The 18,463-nt window shown below is 58.0% G+C and carries 17 protein-coding genes; 13 read left to right on the forward strand and 4 right to left on the reverse strand.

Going from position 1 to position 18,463, the window contains the following annotated elements:
• The first annotated feature begins 16 nt into the window (after positions 1-16).
• The 10 genes from ACYVDM_RS17350 to ACYVDM_RS17395 all read left to right on the forward strand — a co-directional run bounded on the left by ACYVDM_RS17350 (position 17) and on the right by ACYVDM_RS17395 (position 10,270).
• A complete protein-coding gene (locus ACYVDM_RS17350; RefSeq protein ID WP_415791364.1) occupies positions 17-991 on the forward strand; it encodes an ABC transporter permease in 975 nt (324 codons plus the stop codon).
• The gene (locus ACYVDM_RS17355) at positions 988-1,920 is read left to right on the forward strand and encodes an ABC transporter permease (RefSeq protein WP_415791366.1); all 933 of its coding nucleotides are present in this window, start codon (positions 988-990) and stop codon (positions 1,918-1,920) included. Before ACYVDM_RS17350 ends, ACYVDM_RS17355 begins: the two co-directional genes overlap by 4 nt.
• Before the next feature lie 32 nt (positions 1,921-1,952).
• Positions 1,953-2,957 (forward strand): ABC transporter ATP-binding protein, encoded by a 1,005-nt coding sequence (locus tag ACYVDM_RS17360; RefSeq protein WP_415791470.1) that lies wholly within the window; start codon positions 1,953-1,955, stop codon positions 2,955-2,957.
• Complete coding sequence (locus ACYVDM_RS17365; RefSeq protein WP_415791368.1) at positions 2,957-4,021, forward strand: ABC transporter ATP-binding protein; 1,065 nt, start codon at positions 2,957-2,959, stop codon at positions 4,019-4,021. The genes ACYVDM_RS17360 and ACYVDM_RS17365 overlap by 1 nt, the downstream gene beginning before the upstream one ends.
• Positions 4,022-4,109: 88 nt before the next feature.
• On the forward strand, positions 4,110-5,309 hold the full coding sequence (locus tag ACYVDM_RS17370; protein WP_415791370.1) for a M20 aminoacylase family protein: 1,200 nt from the start codon (positions 4,110-4,112) through the stop codon (positions 5,307-5,309).
• A 123-nt stretch (positions 5,310-5,432) separates the two neighbouring features.
• A complete protein-coding gene (locus tag ACYVDM_RS17375; RefSeq protein ID WP_415791372.1) occupies positions 5,433-6,338 on the forward strand; it encodes a TauD/TfdA dioxygenase family protein in 906 nt (301 codons plus the stop codon).
• A 2-nt stretch (positions 6,339-6,340) separates the two neighbouring features.
• Positions 6,341-7,384 (forward strand): ABC transporter substrate-binding protein, encoded by a 1,044-nt coding sequence (locus tag ACYVDM_RS17380; RefSeq protein WP_415791374.1) that lies wholly within the window; start codon positions 6,341-6,343, stop codon positions 7,382-7,384.
• 1 nt (position 7,385) lies between these two features.
• On the forward strand, positions 7,386-8,198 hold the full coding sequence (locus ACYVDM_RS17385) for an ABC transporter ATP-binding protein (protein ID WP_415791376.1): 813 nt from the start codon (positions 7,386-7,388) through the stop codon (positions 8,196-8,198).
• A 23-nt stretch (positions 8,199-8,221) separates the two neighbouring features.
• Positions 8,222-9,097 carry an ABC transporter permease gene (locus ACYVDM_RS17390; RefSeq protein ID WP_415791378.1) on the forward strand — a complete coding sequence of 292 codons (876 nt, stop codon included), beginning with the start codon at positions 8,222-8,224 and terminating at the stop codon, positions 9,095-9,097.
• A gap of 210 nt (positions 9,098-9,307) precedes the next feature.
• Complete coding sequence (locus ACYVDM_RS17395; RefSeq protein ID WP_415791380.1) at positions 9,308-10,270, forward strand: hypothetical protein; 963 nt, start codon at positions 9,308-9,310, stop codon at positions 10,268-10,270.
• 98 nt (positions 10,271-10,368) lie between these two features.
• Here ACYVDM_RS17395 and yidC read toward each other — a convergent pair whose 3' ends face one another.
• From yidC to rpmH, 4 genes are all read right to left on the reverse strand, one after another.
• On the reverse strand, positions 10,369-12,066 hold the full coding sequence (gene yidC / locus ACYVDM_RS17400; protein ID WP_415791382.1) for a membrane protein insertase YidC: 1,698 nt from the start codon (positions 12,064-12,066) through the stop codon (positions 10,369-10,371).
• A 61-nt stretch (positions 12,067-12,127) separates the two neighbouring features.
• Positions 12,128-12,400, reverse strand: coding sequence for a membrane protein insertion efficiency factor YidD (gene yidD, locus ACYVDM_RS17405; protein WP_415791384.1), 273 nt, complete (start codon positions 12,398-12,400; stop codon positions 12,128-12,130).
• 4 nt (positions 12,401-12,404) lie between these two features.
• The gene (locus ACYVDM_RS17410; RefSeq protein WP_415791386.1) at positions 12,405-12,785 is read right to left on the reverse strand and encodes a ribonuclease P protein component; all 381 of its coding nucleotides are present in this window, start codon (positions 12,783-12,785) and stop codon (positions 12,405-12,407) included.
• Positions 12,786-12,838: 53 nt separating this feature from the next.
• The gene (gene rpmH / locus ACYVDM_RS17415; protein WP_003800771.1) at positions 12,839-12,973 is read right to left on the reverse strand and encodes a 50S ribosomal protein L34; all 135 of its coding nucleotides are present in this window, start codon (positions 12,971-12,973) and stop codon (positions 12,839-12,841) included.
• Between the two features lie 291 nt (positions 12,974-13,264).
• On the opposite strand from rpmH, the gene dnaA reads away from it, so the two are divergent.
• From dnaA to gyrB, 3 genes are all read left to right on the forward strand, one after another.
• Positions 13,265-14,725, forward strand: coding sequence for a chromosomal replication initiator protein DnaA (dnaA, locus tag ACYVDM_RS17420; RefSeq protein ID WP_415791388.1), 1,461 nt, complete (start codon positions 13,265-13,267; stop codon positions 14,723-14,725).
• A 2-nt stretch (positions 14,726-14,727) separates the two neighbouring features.
• Positions 14,728-15,837, forward strand: coding sequence for a DNA polymerase III subunit beta (gene dnaN, locus ACYVDM_RS17425; protein WP_415791390.1), 1,110 nt, complete (start codon positions 14,728-14,730; stop codon positions 15,835-15,837).
• Positions 15,838-15,931: 94 nt separating this feature from the next.
• Entirely contained in the window at positions 15,932-18,385 is a 2,454-nt protein-coding gene (gene gyrB, locus ACYVDM_RS17430) for a DNA topoisomerase (ATP-hydrolyzing) subunit B (protein WP_415791392.1), read from the forward strand.
• Positions 18,386-18,463 lie beyond the last annotated feature (78 nt).

Raw genomic sequence — 18,463 nt, forward strand, 5'->3', positions numbered from 1 at the left:
CAGGAGTCGACTCGACGTGCTGGCCACTATCATTCGCAGGTTGTTGCAGACGCTGGTTGTGATGCTGGTCATGTCGGCGTTGGTCTTTGCAGGGATTTATCTGGTCGGCGATCCGATATCGATGCTGGCCAGTCCGGAGGCGACCGATGCCCAGCGTGAGGCGATTCGCGTCTCGCTGGGCTTGGACAAGCCTCTCTGGATGCAGTATCTGGTGTTCCTGGGACACGCGATACAGGGGAATTTCGGAAGCAGTTTTTTAACCGGCGAGCCGGCCATGCGCTTGATTCTGGAGCGCATGCCGGCAACGCTGGAGCTCGCCTGTGTTGCGATGCTGATGTCGGTGCTCATCGGCGTCCCGCTGGGAATTTTGGCGGGCTTGCGTCCCACGGCCGTAGGATCACGCGCCATCATGACGGGATCCGTGCTGGGATTTTCCTTGCCGAATTTTTGGGTCGGGTTGATGCTGATCATGCTGTTCGCCGTCATGCTGGGTTGGCTGCCTGCAAGCGGACGCGGTGATACGGTACCTGTGTTTGGTGTGCAGTTGAGCGTATTGACGCTGGATGGCTGGGCCAGTCTGATTTTGCCTGCGACGACGATTGCGCTGGCCAAGTGCGCCATGATTGTGCGAGTAACGCGCGCGGCTACGCGGGAAGCGCTGCCCATGGACTACATCAAGTTTGCGCGCGCCAAGGGATTGGCGGAAAAGCGCGTGCTGGGCGTGCACTTGCTCAAGAACATCCTGATTCCCATCGTCACCATTGCCGGGCTGGAGTTTGGTCAGGTGGTCGCATTTGCGGTCGTTACCGAGACCGTATTTTCATGGCCGGGCATGGGCAAGCTGTTGATTGATTCTATCGTCAATCTGGATCGCCCCGTGGTGGTGGCCTATTTGATGTTGATCGTATTTTTCCTGGTCACTTTGAATCTCGTGGTGGACATCATCTATACCGTATTGGACCCGCGCGTACGTTTGGAGCGCCGAGCATGACGACGCCGGTTTCCCCGGTGGAGACGGCCGCGCCGTCCCTACCTACCGCTCGGGTAGAGACCCCGCTGCGTCGCTTCATGGTGGATTTCTGTGCCAGTAAATTGGCTTTGCTGGGGGTGTTTCTGCTGCTGTTGACAGTAGGCGCTGCGTTGTTTGCGCCGTGGCTGGCGCCGCAGAATCCGTTTGATATCGCTACGCTGGATATTATGGATTCCAAATTACCGCCGGGCAGTGTCAGTAGCGATGGCAGCATCACGTATTGGTTGGGTACCGATGGTCAGGCACGGGATGTGTTCTCGGCGATTTTGTATGGTATGCGGACCAGCTTGATGGTGGGGGCGATTTCGGTCCTGGCAGCCTTCGCGATTGGGGCGACGGTCGGGTTGATTGCCGCGTATTTTGGGGGGCGGATTGACGCGTTTCTGATGCGCGCAGTGGATATTCAGCTGTCATTCCCAGCGATCTTGGTGGCGTTGATATTGCTGGCCATCCTGGGCAAAGGGGTGGATAAGGTCATCATCGCGTTGGTGGTGGTGCAATGGGCGTACTTTGCGCGTGCGGCGCGTGGCGCGGCCCTGGTGGAGCGCGGTAAAGAATACGTTGAGGCGGCACGATGTCTGTCACTGGGGTGGGGGCGGGTGCTGTTTCGCCATGTTCTGCCTAACTGTATGCCGCCGCTGATCGTGATCGCGACCATTGATTTGGCCCATGCAATTGCCCTTGAGGCCACACTGTCGTTTTTGGGAGTTGGCGTGCCGGTGACCGAACCGTCGTTGGGCATGCTGATCTCGAACGGTTTTGAATACTTGTTGTCAGGGCTGTATTGGATCTCGTTTTTCCCTGGGATCGCCTTGGCGGTCGCCATCATCGGCATCAATCTTGTGGGCGATCACTTGCGTGATGTGTTGAACCCGCATAACGCGGCTTAACCGGTGCACGGGCCATGAGTTCTCCTACCACAATGAGTTCCCCCGAGAGCGTCGAAAGCATGGCCCATGCTAAGCCGCCCGTGCTGGAAGTCCGCGAATTAAAAACCCACTTTTTTACGCGTGCCGGCGTGATCAAGGCCGTGGATGGCGTGGACTTGTCGGTAGGTCCGGGCGAAATTCTGGGGTTGGTCGGCGAGTCGGGTTCTGGCAAAAGTATCACTGGGTTCTCTTTGCTGGGCTTGGTCGACGCGCCTGGTCGGATCGTGGGCGGCGAGATTCGTTTTAATGGGGAGGATCTGCGCGGCGTGACGGCGCAACGCTGGCGTGAGTTGCGGGGCAACGATATCGCGATGATCTTTCAAGATCCCATGATGACGCTGAACCCGGTGCTGCGTGTTGATACGCAAATGGTAGAAACGGTATTGGCGCATCGCCGTGTCAGCCGTGCCCAGGCACATGCCCGCGCACTGGAGGTGTTGACCAAAGTGGGCATTCCCTCGCCGCAGGAGCGATTGCGCGCCTATCCGCATGAGTTATCGGGCGGTATGCGGCAGCGTGTGGCGATCGCGATTGCCCTGTTGAATGATCCACGCCTGATCATTGCCGATGAGCCAACGACGGCATTGGATGTGACCATTCAAGGGCAGATCCTGTACGAGATGCAAAAGCTCTGCCGCGAGACGGGCACCGGACTGATCTGGATTACCCATGATCTGGCGGTCGTCGCTGGCTTGGCGGATCGTGTGGCCGTGATGTACGCGGGCCGCGTGGTGGAGACGGGGACGACAACCGACGTGATCAGTCACGCACTGCATCCGTACACCCATGGCCTGATCGCGTCGATTCCGACGCCGCATACGCGCGGCAAGCCGCTCGATCCGATACCCGGCATGACGCCGTCGCTATTGAATCTGCCAGAAGGCTGTGCGTTCCGTACGCGCTGTAGTCGTGCGACGGATGCCTGTCTACAGGGGCCGCAAGCCGTCGAGCATCGGCCCGGGCATTGGGCGCGTTGCTGGCATGCAGGAGAACGCTAGTGCAGACTGTTGAGCTCGAAAAGCCGGATCCTATCGCTCGCGAGATCACGGCGCCTATCTTGTCGTTGCGGCAGGTCGAGCAACACTTCGTGCAGCCCGTCGATATCGCCGGCCGTATTGCCAATCTGTTCGGCGCTGGCCTGAAGACGTTGGTGGTCCAAGCGGTGGCCGGCGTGGATCTGGAGGTCTATCCCGGCGAGGTGATCGGGATCGTCGGAGAGTCGGGCTGCGGTAAGTCGACGTTGGGTCGGATGGTGTCAGGTATTCTGCCACCGACGCGGGGAGAGATTGATTATCAGGGCACGCCGGTCGCGCAGATGTCGGGCAAGCAGCGGCGTGCCTATGAGCTGGGCGTGCAGATGATTTTTCAGGATCCGTACGCATCACTGAACCCTCGGATGCGAGTGCTGGATATCGTTGGCGAGGCGCCTGTCGCACACGGCCTGATCCGATCAGGTGACAAGGCGAACTATGTGGCTGGGCTCATGCGTCAGGTGGGTCTCGATCCGACGTATGCACAGCGTTATCCCCATCAGTTTTCGGGCGGACAACGTCAGCGTATAGGTATTGCACGCGCCTTGGCGCTTAAACCGTCGATTATTGTGTGCGATGAAGCGGTCGCGGCATTGGATGTGTCGATCCAGGCGCAGGTATTGAATCTGTTCGCGCAATTGCGTCGCGAGCTGGACCTGACCTATCTGTTCATCAGCCATAACCTGAGTGTGGTGAGCCACATTTCTGACCGGGTGGCTATTATGTATTTGGGGCGCATAGTTGAGATTGCGCCCACGGATGAGGTGTTTTCGCGGGCGAATCATCCCTATACACAGGCCTTGCTGAAAGAGCTGCCGGATCTGCGCCCGGGTCGTCGCGATTATCGGCCTATCAAGGGTGAGTTGCCGTCGCCGCTGTCTCCCCCTACCGGCTGTGCTTTTCATCCGCGTTGTCCGCACGCCATGCCACGTTGTGCCACGGAGCGCCCGTTGCTGCGCGCTGTGGCGACCGGCCATGCCAGTGCCTGTCATTTGAACGACGAGCTGTCCGGTCGCTCACCGTCCGGTTAATGCCTGACGTGTGATGGTGATGTGCTAAAAGTTAGACATCCGACGCGGTTTCTTGTTGTCTTGCCTCTATTTGTTTTGCCCTATTGCCATGAAAACTCTAGATGAAATCGAACGTGCCCACGCTGATCTGACCGCTTTGCGACGTGATATTCATGCACATCCCGAACTGGCCTTTCAAGAAACCCGCACCTCGGCGCTCGTGGCCGAGCGTTTGCGCAGTTTGGGTATAGAAGTGCACACGGGGCTCGGAAAAACGGGTTTGGTGGGGGTGCTGAAATCAGGCAACAGTGGCAAGACGGTAGGGCTGCGTGCCGATATGGATGCCTTGCCGATGCCTGAGCACAATCGCTTTGCGCATAAATCGACGATCGCCGGACGTATGCATGGTTGCGGCCATGATGGGCATACGACGATATTGTTAGGAGCGGCGGCGTATCTGGCGAAACACCGGAATTTTGACGGCACCGTGCACTTCATTTTTCAGCCTGCGGAAGAAGGCGGCAATGCGGGCGCGCGCGCCATGATGGACGATGGTCTGTTTGATCGGTTCCCTTGTGATGCGGTGTTTGGGTTGCACAATATGCCAGGCATGCCTGTCAACCAGTTCGGTTTTCGCAGTGGCCCGGCCATGGCGTCGAGCAATCGGTGGGATATCACCATTCGTGGCGTTGGTGGCCATGCGGCGCAACCGCATGCCGCGGTGGATCCCATCGTTATCGCGGCCGATATGGTGCATGCCTTGCAGACCTTGATTTCGCGTAGCAAGGATCCCCTGGCGTCGGCGGTGTTGACGATTACGCAGATTCACGCGGGCGATGCCTATAACGTGATTCCGGGCGAAGCCATTTTGCGTGGCACGGTACGTACCTATACGGTCGAGGTGCTGGACAAGATCGAAGAAGGCATGCGGCGTATCGCCACGACGCTGCCCCAGGTGTATGGCGGGACAGGTGAACTGGATTTCGTGCGCGCGTATCCTCCCCTGGTGAATTGGGAAAAGGAAACCGCGTTCGCCGCGGACGTGGCACGCGAGGTGTTTGGCCAAGAGCAGGTCAACTGCGATATTCCTGCCTTTATGGGTGCGGAAGACTTTTCTTTTTATCTGGAGCAAGTACCGGGTTGTTATCTGTTTTTGGGTAATGGCGAGGGTGACCATCGCATTGCCAGCTATCATGGCATGGGGCCTTGCCAGTTGCATAACCCGAATTACGACTTTAATGATGCGTTGTTGCCGGTTGGCGCCACCTATTGGGTCAAGTTGGTCGAGAGATTCCTGGCCAAGGCATAGTTTGCTTATAAGTTAATAGCTCGATGTTTATATGAGAAAAAGCTCTGATCAAACACCGATAACGTTGTTTGGGTTTGAATAAGGCTTTTGCATAATGGGTCGCTCAGAGTTCCGGAGCGACCCATGTCTACACAAAGCAACGCGGCACGTCTTGATGAGGTGTCCGACGACACCGCCCAGGCATTCGAGGTATTGCCTCTGCCGGGTGGTATCGGTGCGGAAATTGTCGGCATTAACCTCGGGCTCCCGCTAAATACGAGCGATTTTGCGCGCGTGCATCGCGCCCATCTGGATCACCACGTGGTGGTGTTTCGCGATCAACGCATTACGCCGCGGCAGCACATCGACTTTAGTCGCCGTTTTGGCAAGTTGATGATCCACGTGCTGCATCAGTTTCACCTGGCGGGGCATCCCGAGATCCTGATCGTCTCGAACATCATCGAGGACGACAAGCCGGTGGGTCTGGGCGACGCGGGCAAATACTGGCATTCCGATATTTCCTACAAGCCGCTGCCCAGTCTGGGGTCGCTGCTGCATGCGCAGGAATTACCGGCCGAGGGCGGCGATACCTTGTTCGCTGATATGCATCTGGCTTATGACTCGTTGCCCGCGCATCTGCGCCAGGCACTCGACGGTCGTCAGGCGGTGCATTCTTACTTGGCCAAATACGGCCAGATGCAGAAAGAAGCGAATTGGCGCCCTACCCTCAGCGCCGAGCAATTAGCACAGGTCAAAGAGGTCGTGCACCCTGCTGTGCGTATACATCCCGAGACGGGGCGCAAAGCGCTGTTTGTCAGCGAAGGCTTCACCACGCGCATCGAAGGAGTACCCGCCGATGAAAGCCAGCAGATCCTGGATGAGGTTTTTGCGCACAGCGTCAAGCCCGAGCACATTTATCGCCATCAGTGGCGTGATCACGATTTGGTTTTTTGGGACAACCGATCCTTGATTCATTTGGCTGGCGGCACGCCGACGCACTTGCGCCGAAAACTCTACCGAACCACCATTGAAGGCGATCTGCCATTCTAATCATGCCTATTTCTCGAAGTTTTCAGGAACGTGTGGGGCACGCTGTTGGCGCGGGCGTGCTGGCCGTTGTCATTGCAGTGCTGGCGCTTGCATCACCGACGCCGGCTATCGCAGCAGAACGTCTGCGTATCGCGGAGCAGTACGGGATTGTCTATTTGCTGTTGAACGTGGCACGTGATCAGCAATTGATCGAAAAATACGGCAAGCAAGCGGGTGTCGATATCGAGGTCGAGTGGGTCAAACTATCGGGCGGGGCGGCAGTCAATGATGCGCTGCTGTCCGGTGGTGTGGACATCGCGGCAGCGGGCGTCGGGCCCTTGCTGACGATTTGGGATCGCACGCATGGCCGCCAGAACGTCAGAGGCGTCGCGTCGCTGGGTAATTTCCCGTACTACTTGGTGTCGAATAACCCCGCCGTGAAAACCATTGCCGACTTTACGGACAAGGATCGTATTGCCCTGCCGGCAGTCAGCGTATCGGTGCAAGCGCGCGTATTGCAGATGGCCGCGGCAAAGCAATGGGGCGATGCCGAGTTTGCCAAGCTCGACAACATTTCAGTGGCCCTGCCACATCCCGATGCTACGGCGGCGATTATTTCGGGCGGGACGGAGATCACGGCCCATTTCGGCAATCCGCCTTTTCAAAATCAAGAGCTGGCACAGAATCCGGATGCTCACATCGTGCTGAACTCGTACGATGTACTGGGCGGGCCCGCGGCCTCGACCGTGTTGTTCGCAACGGAGAGGTTTCGCAACGAGCATCCTGAGACCTATGGTGCGTTCCTGAAGGCGTTGCTGGAGGCGGCCGAGTTTGTGACTGCGCATCCGCAAGAGGCGGCTGATATCTATCTGCGTGTCACGGGCGCCAAGTTGGATCGCGATTTTCTGATCAAGGTCATTACCGATCCAGAGGTGAAGTTCACGTTGCAGCCAAACAATACCTTGGGCCTGGCGAAGTTCATGCACAAGGTTGGGGCGATCAAGCGTCCGGTCGAAAGGTGGCGTGATTACTTTTTCGACGACCCTGCGATTGGCGAGGGGAGCTGATATGCCCGGCCTCCCATCCCCGTTGCTGCAGGTCCGCGATCTCACCCTGGAATACAAGACGCCGCAGCGCCGCGTCCGTGCGACACACGAGGTCAGCTTCGATGTCTATGACGGTGATCGGTACATTCTGCTGGGGGCATCGGGGTGCGGAAAATCGACGCTGCTCAAGGCGATTGCGGGGTTTGTGCCGCCCGCCTCCGGACAGATTTTGCTGGATGATAAGGCGGTCGCGGGCCCGGGCCCGGACCGCATCGTGGTGTTCCAGGAGTTCGATCAACTGCCTCCGTGGAAAACCGTGTTGCACAACGTGGTGTTTCCACTGGTGGCGACAGGGAAACTGCGTCGTGCCGAGGCGCATGAGCGTGCCCTGCATTACCTGGACAAAGTCGGGTTGGCCGCGTTTGCAGATGCTTACCCGCATACGCTGTCGGGTGGCATGAAGCAGCGCGTGGCGATTGCCCGCGCGCTGGCCATGCAGCCGCGCGTGTTGTTGATGGATGAACCGTTTGCGGCGCTCGATGCATTGACGCGCCGCAAGATGCAGGAAGAGCTGCAAGCCTTGTGGGAAGACGCGCATTTCACGTTGTTGTTTGTGACGCACTCTATCGAAGAAGCGCTGGTGCTAGGCAATCGTATTTTGCTGTTGTCGCCGCATCCGGGCCGGGTCCGTGCCGAACTGAATGCGCACCAGTTCAATCTGCGCAGCCAAGGGTCCGCGGCATTTCAATCTGCCACGCGACGCATTCATGACCTGCTGTTTGATGCGCCTTCGCATCAAGATTCTGATCAAGAAACGCAGCGGCTCGCCGCTTGATTTACCTAACCAAGGAATGTGCCATGACGCTAGGCGCAGAGGGTGCCTTGGCGCGCCCGGAAGTCGAATACGTATTGCCCCCTGTACCGGGATTGGCCGCCGAGGCGCCTCTGCCCTGGTACGAACGCTTGCGGCAACATGCGGCGTTTCGCAAGACATTGATCCTGCTGGCGCTGGCCCTGCTGTGGGAGGCGGCGGCCCGCTATACCGATAACGATTTGCTGTTGCCCGGGGCCTGGCAGACAGCTCAAGCCTTTGTACACGGGATGATCGACGGAGAGTTGCCGGCGCGTGCGCTGCAATCGCTGTTGGTGTTGCTAAAGGGCTATGCCGCCGGCATTGTGTTGGCCTTCTTGTTGACGACGCTGGCGGTCTCGACGCGCGTGGGCCGCGACATTTTGTCGACCTTGACGGCCATGTTCAACCCCTTGCCCGCGATTGCTTTGCTGCCGTTGGCTTTGCTGTGGTTTGGTTTAGGTGAAGGCAGCTTGGTGTTTGTGCTGATTCACTCGGTCTTGTGGGCGCTGGCGTTGAATATTTATTCGGGGTTCCTGGCGGTCCCGGAAACGTTGCGCATGGCGGGTCGCAATTATGGGTTACAGGGACCGCGCTATGTGCTGAGTATTTTGGTGCCCGCCGCCCTGCCCGCAATCGTCGCCGGGTTGCGTATCGGCTGGGCCTTTGCCTGGCGTACGCTCATTGCTGCAGAGCTGGTGTTTGGGACATCCAGCGGCAAGGGTGGCTTGGGCTGGTATATCTTCCAGAACCGCAACGAGCTCTATACCGATCGCGTCTTTGCGGGCCTGGCCGCCGTGGTGATTATCGGGTTGGTGGTAGAAAATCTGGTTTTCAATACGCTGGAGCGGGTCACGGTGCGGCGTTGGGGGATGCAGCGCTAACCTGGCCTCGTTAGCCCGCCTGTTGGTGGCCTTCGGCTATTTCAAGCGCAGCGCGGCGGCGTGAACAGATTGAGTGAGTTGCCTGATGTTAAGGATACAAATCAAGTTTCCTCGTTGATATTTTTTAGCTAGAGATTGGTGTGGCCAGGATGGAACTACGGTAATCGGGGTGTTACTTACACCACACGTATTACATTTCAGGAACTAGGTATGGCCATATCTATCGACAATTACGCGTTTAATGAGTCGCGCATTCAGACCATTCTCAATTCGAAATCGTTAGCCGACGCCCAGCGCATGGGGATCATCGACTACGTCATGGATTTTCTGCGTGGCTGGGTTAAGCATGCGCAGATTCAGAAACTTTTCGAGCAGATAGATGATCTTTCAGCTGGACTCGATTCGGAGGTTGAGCGCTTGGTGCGTTTCGAGACACTTCGGGGGTTGGCCGCACAACATCATCTCGATAAATTCAGGGTGGATGTGTCGATAGCGCTTGATCGAAGCGCCTGGAGCTATACGTTTTCTGTGGGCGATAGACAGATATTCGCGAAAGAGAATATCGCCTTGGATTGTGAACGGGGCGATTACGATGTGTACCTGGAGGCTGCCAGACGGAATAGTTCTGCCATGCCCGACGAAGCATCTCATCACGCGCCCGCCACTAATGTCGCGGCCTTAAAACGCGACATGGCGGCTTTTCTCAAGGAGGAACTCTTTGAAAAGGAAAACGAGCCTATTGGGTTCTATTTGGCGGATGCGGTGATCACTAACCTCAAGGATCTTGCGCACGACGACCCAATTTGGCGTGGCGAGCCAGGCAACGGAGGCGCGTTCAAGCGTCGAATGAGGGAGGAGATTTTTCCCCACGAAGACCGGGCTGCTGTTATGGAATATTTGTCGGGTGATCGAACCTATACTGACACGCAAAAATCAGCACTGATTGATCTGTTAGTGATCACCGACAAGGAACATCAATACCGGGCGTTCGCCGAGATCTACTGTGACAACAGGCAGCTCGATTTTTCCAAGATTGCATTCGCAGATAATCACTTTTATATCGATGGCAAGGATACGGACTTTATTCCTGGCGACGGGAACTGCTTGTTTCATTGCCTGGACTATCTGCAACAACAAAAGGACGTCGCCGCCAGAATCTCTGCGTATGTGTAGAACATACCGACCTGCGTAAAACAAAAATCCCCAGCCTTGAGCTGGGGATTTTGCTATGTGGGCCGCGCGCCACGAGATGGCGCGCGTGGCGGTGACCGCTATCGGTTCGCTGCTGCCGCCGCTTTGCGTTCAATGCCGCGAGTGATCGTCCACTGTTGTGCGATCGACAAGGTGTTGTTGACGCACCAGTACAGCACCAGACCCGCCGGGAAGAAGAACATCATCCCGCCAAAGACCAGCGGCATGATCATCATGACCTTGGCCTGGATGGGATCCGGAGGCGTGGGGTTCAGTCTGATCTGCAGGAACATGGTAGCCATCATCACGGCGGGCAGGATGAAGTACGGGTCACGCACCGACAGGTCGTGTACCCAGAGAATCCAGGGGGCGCCCCGCATTTCGACGCTGGCCAATAACACCCAGTACAGGGCGATGAACACCGGAATCTGAACCACCATGGGCAAGCAGCCGCCCAACGGATTGATTTTTTCGGTGCGATACATCTCCATCATGGCCTGGTTAAGTTTCTGGCGATCGTCGCCAAATTTCTCTTTCAGGGCCTGCAGGCGAGGCGCGACTTGTTTCATGCGCGCCATCGAGCGGTAGCTGGCCGCGGCCAGCGGGAAAAACACCGCTTTGATGATGACGGTCAGGGCGACGATGGACCAACCCCAGTTGCCCAGCAAGCCGTGCAGCCACGTCAGCAACAAGAACAGGGGTTTGGCGATGATGGTCAGCCAGCCGTAGTCAACGACGAGATCCAGACCCGGGGCCAGTGCGCTCATGGCTTTCTGGTCTTGGGGGCCTACCCATAGGTGGGAGTCGACCTGCGTGGTTGCGCCAGGTTGTACGGCACCGACGGCTTCGATGCTGCGCGCGGCGTACAGGTTAGGCTGGACTTGCAGCAATTCGTTGCTGCGGGGTTTGCCTTCAGGAGGGACCCATGCCGTCGCAAAGTAGTGCTGAACGATTGCCAACCAGCCATTATCCGTCTGCCGAATGTAGTCGCCCTTGTTTTTGGCGATGTCCGAGAAGGTGACTTTTTGGAATTTGTCTTGCTCGGAGTAGACCGCAATGCCGGTAAACGTGTGATAGAAACTGGACGTATCGGCCGGGTCGTTACCATCACGCTCGAGCTGCAGATACAGCGAGGGAGATAACGGCTGGCCGGAGGTGTTGGTCAGCGCATGCTGGACGGCGATGTCGTAACGGCCACGGTGCAGCGTGTAGGTCTTGACGACCTTGAGGCCGCCGGATTCGGCTTCGAACGAGACATTCAGCGTGTCACCGGACAGTTCGCGCTCGCTCGAGACAAAACGGAACGGCGTCAGGTGATTCGGGAAGCTCTGTCCCTCGGCGGCGCCTACCAGACCGGATTGCACCACGTAGGTAAGCTCAGGAGACCGATCGAGCAGCACGGTCGGCTTGTTGGGCTGGCCGGCGGTCGGGTATTTCAGTAGCTCGGCGCGGACGAGCTGGGCACCGGCCGGGTCGAAAGTCAGCCGCAGCACGTCAGTCGTAATGACGACGGATTCGGTCGACGACACGGCAGCCGGTGCGGTGCTCGCGCCGGGTACGGTGCTGGTTGCGGCGGCTGCCGTGGCAGGTGCCGTTGGCACCGACGGCGTCGCGGCTTGCCCGTCGGCGCCTGCCTGCGGTGCGGCGGGGGATTCTGAGCTGGCTGCGGGAGGCGTGCCAAAGAGCGACGGTTTGCCGCTGTGGACTTGCCAGTTGTTCCACAGGAGCAACAGCGAGAAGGAGAAGATCATCCAGAGGATGGTTCGTCGGATATCCATGGTGCCTACGGTAGGTTTGCGGGCTGGCCGAAAAAGGAGCGGCAAACCCACAAGTTTAGCGTCAATTGGGATCCGTGCGGCGATGATGTGCGCAGCACGAGGCCCCATCGGAGTGGTTCGAAGGCGGAACCGGGTCGTATCCCCCGGGTGACCAAGGGTGGCAGCGGCCAATGCGGCGCGCCGCCAGCCACCCGCCGCGCCATGCGCCATGTTGCTCAATCGCCTGGATCGCGTAGGCCGAGCAGGTCGGGGTGAACCGGCACTGCCGCCCCAGCCACGGGCTGAGGAAAAATCGGTAAAACCGGATCGGCGCGATTAGCAAGGCCTTGATCATGACGTCATTCCCGTGGCTTGACGCGCGATAAGTGAGCGTCCACTTCGGCGCGTGCCTGCCGTTTCAGGGCAGTCAGGGACGTCGGGGTCAGCTTGCTGTGCAAGCGCAGGACGTAGTCTTGCGCGGGCAGTTGCAATCGACGATGACGGAAGGCCTCGCGGATGACTCGCTTTAAGGCGTTGCGGGTCGACGCATGTGCGGCAAAGCGTTTGGCAATGACCATGCCCAGACGTGCTTGAGCGGCTTGACCTGTGGGCAAGCCACTGGGCGCGGCGGCACTGAGAATGAAGAAAGCCCCTCGGGCCAACCGTCGACCTTTTAGAGCGACAGCAAACTCAGAGGGGCGATGCAGCCGCGCCTCTGGGGGAAGCGTGGCGCGCGGCATGAACGAACAACCGAGGTCGATACGCGAAAAACGAAAGACCAGGGCGGCTGGCGTTAGACGGCCAGGCGCTTGCGGCCCTTGGCGCGGCGAGCGTTCAGCACGGCACGACCGCCGCGGGTTTTCATGCGCACGCGAAAGCCGTGGGTGCGCTTGCGGCGGGTAACTGAAGGTTGGTAGGTGCGTTTCATGGACGATCCACAAAAAGAACAAAAGTCAGAAGGGACCTGCCCGACGGGTTCCTGGCCATACAAATGCGTACATGCATTTGTATGGCACATTACATTAACACCGGAGGTAAGACCCTCGGCGTAGAGATAAAAGGAACCTTCTGACAGACAGAATTCGGAAAAGCCCATTATTTCAGCAAGTTTTCTCTGCTTTGTCAAACAGTTACGCCAACGACTGGGGGACGGGACGCGATCTGCCTGTGGATAACCTGCCCTCAACCAAGGTAGAATCGAGGTTTGAATAAGAGCGACATGAAAGAATTTTGGCAGACCTGCGTCAGTCGTCTAGAGCAGGAACTCCCCCCACAGCAAATCAGTGCCTGGATACGGCCGCTGGTACCACTTGCGTACGACGAAGCGCAGGCCGTGTTGCGCGTATCCGCTCCCAACCGGTTTAAGCTGGATTGGGTGCGCAAGAACTTTTCTCACCAAATCGAAGCGCTGGCAGCGGAATGGTTTCAGCGCCCGGTGCAGGTATCGTTTGAGCTGCCGGCCAACGGCACGGTGGCGCGCATACCCATCGCGGCTCGAGCGGGCTCTGTACCCAGCGCCGCGCCACCAGGTCCGGTCGCTGTCGGCGCCGCGATTGCCGCGGCGGCGCCGCAAGCGCCAGCGGCCGCTGCATTAGCCGCCCCGACGACGCAAGTCGCCGCGGCGCTGCAGGCCGATGCCGCCGGCGTGGTGTACGAACGTTCGCGCCTGAACACCGATTTAACCTTCGAGAACTTTGTCACTGGCAAGGCCAACCAACTCGCGCGCGCGGCGGCGTTGCAGGTGGCCGAAAATCCCGGCATTTCCTACAACCCGCTGTTTTTGTACGGTGGCGTGGGGTTGGGCAAGACTCACTTGATTCATGCCATTGGCAATGCCATGGTGGCGGCAGGTACAGGGGTGCGTGTCCGTTATGTCCATGCGGATCAGTACGTGTCCGACGTGGTCAAGGCCTATCAACGCAAAGCGTTTGACGATTTCAAGCGTTACTACCACTCGCTGGATCTGCTGCTGATCGACGATATTCAGTTTTTCTCCGGCAAGAGCCGCACACAAGAAGAATTCTTCTATGCGTTTGAGGCCATGGTGGCGCAGCGCAAGCAGATCATCATTACCAGCGATACGTATCCCAAAGAACTGGCCGGTATCGACAGCCGTTTGATCTCGCGCTTTGACTCGGGCCTGACGGTCGCTATCGAGCCGCCCGAGCTGGAAATGCGCGTCGCCATTTTGCTGCGCAAGGCCGAGTCCGAAGGCGTGCCCATGCCCGAAGAGGTGGCCTTCTTTATCGCGAAGCATTTGCGCAGCAATGTGCGCGAACTCGAAGGCGCGTTGCGCAAGGTACTGGCCTACGCCCGCTTTCACGGCCGCGACGTGGTGTCGGTCGACGTATGTAAAGAGGCGCTGAAAGACCTGTTGTCCGTATCGAACGGACAAATCACGGTGGAAAATATCCAAAAAACCGTGGCTGATTTTTACAAAATCAAGGTCGCCGACATGTATTCGAAACGACGCCCGGCCAATATTGCTATGCCGCGCCAGGTCGCGATGTACCTGGCCAAGGAGCTCACTCAAAAAAGCCTGCCCGAAATCGGTGATCTGTTCGGTGGACGTGACCATACGACCGTACTGCATGCGGTACGCAAGATTTCCGATGCCCGCGCCAAGCAGGCAGAGCTGAACCATACCCTGCACGTGTTGGAACAAACTCTAAAAGGATGAACATGCAACTCGTACAAACCTCGCGCGATGCATTGCTGAAACCGCTGTCGACAGTGGCGGGAATCGTCGAAAGACGCCATACCCTGCCCATCCTGGCGAACATCCTCATGCGCAAGGAAGGCAGCAAGGTCGCCTTTATCGCGACCGACCTCGAAGTGCAAATCACGACGCATGCGGATTTCGGTGTTGGCCAGGACAACGAGTCCACCACTGTGGCAGCGCGCAAGCTGCTGGATATTTTGAAAGCGTTGCCCGATACGGGCGAAATCAAACTGGGATTGGCCAGCAATAAGCTGTCGGTGCAGGCGGCAAAGAGCCGCTTTGCGTTGCAAACCCTGGCCGCCAGCGAATTTCCCACCGTCGCACAGCCCGAAAAATGGGATGTCTCGCTGACCCTGCCGCAACGTACGTTGCGTCATTTGCTGAACATGGTGCACTTTGCCATGGCGCAACAGGACATTCGTTATTACCTGAACGGCATGCTGCTGGTGTTCGAGGCCGGGCATATCCGTGCCGTGGCGACCGATGGCCATCGTCTGGCGCATTGCGCCACCGAGGCTGAGGGCATCGCTGAACGCCACGAAGTCATTGTGCCGCGCAAGACCGTGCTGGAAATGCAGCGTTTGCTCGAAGACTCCGACGAGCCCGTCTCGATTGATGTGGCGCCGGGTCAGATTCGTTTCCGTTTCGGCGAAGTCGAGCTCGTGTCCAAGCTGGTCGAAGGCAAGTTTCCCGATTTCACGCGTGTGATTCCTTCGAACTACACGCGCCAGTTTGTGATCAATCGCGAGGCCCTGCAAGGCAGCTTGCAACGCGCCGCCATTTTGACGACGGATAAGTTCAAGGGCGTGCGACTGCAATTGGCGCAGAATGTGATGAAGATTTCATCTTCGAACGCCGAGCAAGAAGAAGCCCAGGAAGAACTCGACATCGATTACGGTTACGAGCCCCTGGACGTGGGTTTCAACGTCAGCTATTTGTTGGACGTTCTATCCAACGTCAAGACTGAAAACATTCAGTGGTCAGTGATGCCGGATGCCAATGCGTCGGCATTGATTACCCTGCCCGATGATGATCAGTTCAAGTACGTCGTCATGCCCATGCGGATTTAATCCGCGTCATGGGTTGATGTCGTGGGGGCGAGTATGTACCCGCCTGCCACGCTCTGGCCGTTAGGCCGTCTTTTGAAGTGTTAGCGATACAAACATGTCAGATCAGCAGAACAGCAATCCCGAGAACACCGGCTACGGCGCCGATTCGATCAAGATGCTCAAAGGGCTGGAGGCCGTGCGCAAGCGCCCCGGCATGTACATCGGCGATACCTCCGACGGCACCGGCCTGCATCACATGGTGTTCGAGGTCGTTGATAACGCCATCGACGAAGCGCTGGCCGGCCATTGCGACGACATCGTGGTCACGATCCACACGGATAACTCGATCTCGGTGACCGATAACGGTCGTGGCATTCCGACAGACATCCACAAGGATGACGAATTTGGCCGTAGTGCGGCGGAAATCGTCATGACGGAATTGCACGCCGGAGGCAAGTTCGACCAAAACTCGTACAAAGTGTCCGGTGGCTTGCACGGGGTGGGTGTGTCGTGCGTCAACGCATTGTCCGAGTGGCTGCGCCTGACGATTCGTCGCAATGGCCAGGTGCATCAGATGGAGTTCCGCCAGGGTGCACGCGTCGCGCCGCTCTCGGTCACGGGCACGACCGACAAACGTGGTACCGAAGTCCGATTTCTGGCTGATCCGGTTATCTTCAATAACATCGAGTACCACTACGATATTTTGTCCAAGCGCTTGCGCGAGTTGTCGTTCCTGAATAATGGCGTGAAGATCCGTTTGGTGGATCAGCGTCAGGGCAAGGAAGAAAACTTCGCGTTTTCGGGCGGTGTGCGTGGCTTCGTGGAATACATCAATCGTTCCAAGACCGTGTTGCATCCGAACGTGTTCGCCGTGTCGGCCGAGTCCAGCGCGGGCGGAGTACCGGTTGGTGTGGAAGTCGCCATGCAATGGAACGACACGTACGGCGAAACGGTGTTGTGCTTCACCAACAACATTCCGCAGCGTGATGGTGGCGCCCACATGACGGGTCTGCGCGCTGCCATGACGCGCATTATCAACAAGTACATCGCAGACAACGAGCTGGCAAAAAAGGCCAAGGTCGAAACGTCGGGCGATGATATGCGCGAAGGCTTGGCTTGCGTATTGTCGGTCAAGGTGCCTGAGCCCAAGTTCAGTAGTCAGACCAAAGACAAGCTGGTGTCCAGCGAAGTGCGGCCGGCCGTCGAAGACGCCGTGGCACGTACGCTGGAAAGCTGGCTGTTGGAAAACCCCAACGACGCCAAGGCACTGTGCGGCAAGATCGTCGAGGCTGCGCGCGCGCGTGAGGCGGCTCGTAAGGCGCGTGAAATGACGCGTCGCAAGAGCGTGCTGGAGGGGGCGGGCCTGCCTGGCAAGCTGGCAGACTGCCAGGAAAAAGATCCGGCATTGTGCGAGCTGTACATCGTCGAGGGTGACTCGGCAGGCGGCTCGGCCAAGCAAGGCCGCGATCGTAAGTTCCAGGCCATCCTGCCGCTGCGCGGCAAGGTGCTGAACGTGGAAAAAGCGCGCTTTGATCGCTTGATTGCCAGCGAGCAGATCGCAACATTGATTACGGCGCTGGGAACCAGCATCGGGCCGGATTTCAACGTTGACAAATTGCGTTATCACCGCCTCATCATCATGACTGACGCGGACGTCGACGGTGCGCACATTCGTACGCTGTTGCTGACGCTGCTGTACCGTCAGATGCCCCAGCTGCTCGAGCGTGGCTATGTGTATATCGCCCAGCCGCCGCTGTACAAGGTCAAGGTTGGCCGTGATGAGCGTTATCTGAAAGACGACCAGGAAGAAGCGCAGTTCATGCTGCAGTTGGCACTGAAAGACGCACAACTGATTCCATCACAAGGCGCGGCCCCGATCACGGGGGAGGCCTTGGCCGAGTTGGCGCGTCAATATGTGCTGGCCGATGCCGTGATCGCGCGCTTGTCGCGTTTGTTCGATGTGGATGCGTTGTCGGCCATGGCCGAGGGCGCGGAAATCGATCTGTCGTCGGGTGAGGCTGCGACTGCGTCGGCTGAACGGTTGACGGATGCGTTGCGTGATGCGATCTCTGGCAATGGGGTGAAAGTCAGTGCCGAATTTGACGAGGTGAACGAACAGTATCGTTTGATGGTACGCCGTATGCATCACGGCAATGTGCGCGTGAGCGTCATCGATGCCGATTTCGTTAATGGCGCGGATTACGCGGTGCTGGTCAAGTCTGCCAAGACGTTCCTGGGCTTGCTCGGCGCGGGCGCCGTGGTGGCACGTGGCGAAGGCGACAAGCGCAAAGAACAGTTTGTCAGCGACTTCCGCGAAGCCATGCAATGGCTACGTAGCGAGGCCGAGCGCGGTGTTTCCAAACAACGCTACAAAGGTCTGGGTGAAATGAACCCCGAGCAACTCTGGGAGACCACCATGGATCCCAAGGTGCGCCGTCTGCTGCGGGTGAAGATCGAAGACGCGATTGCGGCGGACGAAGTCTTTACTACGCTGATGGGCGACGATGTCGAACCCCGCCGGGCGTTTATCGAAACGCACGCGTTGTCCGCATCGAATATTGACGCGTGACCGTGTAACAGCCTATTGAGATCCGGATTTTTCCGAGTCACGGTAGATTGCGCAAAAAAAGCTGCCCACGGGCAGCTT

Source organism: Bordetella tumulicola (assembly GCF_054779135.1).